We start from the raw sequence: 889 nt of genomic DNA, 5'->3' as shown, positions 1-889 counted from the left end.
ATCTACAATTAATAATTTCTCTAATAAAGGTACTATAAGTTCAAACAATGGTGAGGCTATTTATCTTGGTAATACTGAGATTACTACTTTTACTAATAGTGGGACTATAAGTAGCGCTAATAAACAAGGGATAAATATTGCTAGTGGAGCAACAATAGAAACTTTTAACAATAGTGGAACTATAAGTAGCAATAGTGGTCAAGGGATAAATATTGCTAGTAGTGCAACAATAACTAATTTTACTAATGATAGCAATGGATTGATTCAGGGCAATAAGGATATTGGAGCACTAAATATAGAAAGTGCAACTATTAAAACTCTAACTAACAAAGGAACTATAAAGAATATAGGAAATACTGAACCTGCTGTATCTTTTTATGTTTCATCAGGTATAGCTTTAAGTAAGGGCACAATCGATAGTTTTACTAATGATAGCAATGGTTTAATTTCTGGCATTATAGGTATAAAACTAGCTGAATCTACTATTGAAAATTTTACTAACAAAGGAACCATAGAATCAACTAGCAATAATAATCTTGCAGCAGGTATTAAACTTTCGACTGCTTTGGATAGAACAACTACAATTACAAATTTTACCAATGAAGGCACTATACAATCAAACTCTAATGGTATCTTAGTAGAAGCAGGCAATAAAATAGGAACTCTTACTAATAGTGGAACTATAGAAGCTAGTTTAAATGGTATAAGTTTTTATGGGCATGGCGATGTTAGTGGTAATACAACAAATATCGGTAAAATCACTATAGAAAGCGGAGGCGTTATTAAAGCAGGAAATGATGCAATCCACATTGATGGAAGTGATAGAGATATTGAAGGCGAAGGCATAGACGTAAAAGGTAGATTAGAAGGTGGTAATGCTGGTATTTAT

The 889-nt window shown here is 32.1% G+C and carries 1 pseudogene; it reads left to right on the top strand.

Features of this window, described 5'->3' with window-relative positions:
* A pseudogene (locus tag JG677_RS08355) lies at positions 1–889 on the top strand (autotransporter outer membrane beta-barrel domain-containing protein); the annotation flags it as partial.

The organism is Campylobacter sp. TTU-622 (assembly GCF_016598965.1).
Classification (GTDB): domain Bacteria; phylum Campylobacterota; class Campylobacteria; order Campylobacterales; family Campylobacteraceae; genus Campylobacter_D.
Note: the sequence above shows the minus strand (reverse complement) of the source record. Positions and strands in the feature narration are given on the sequence as shown.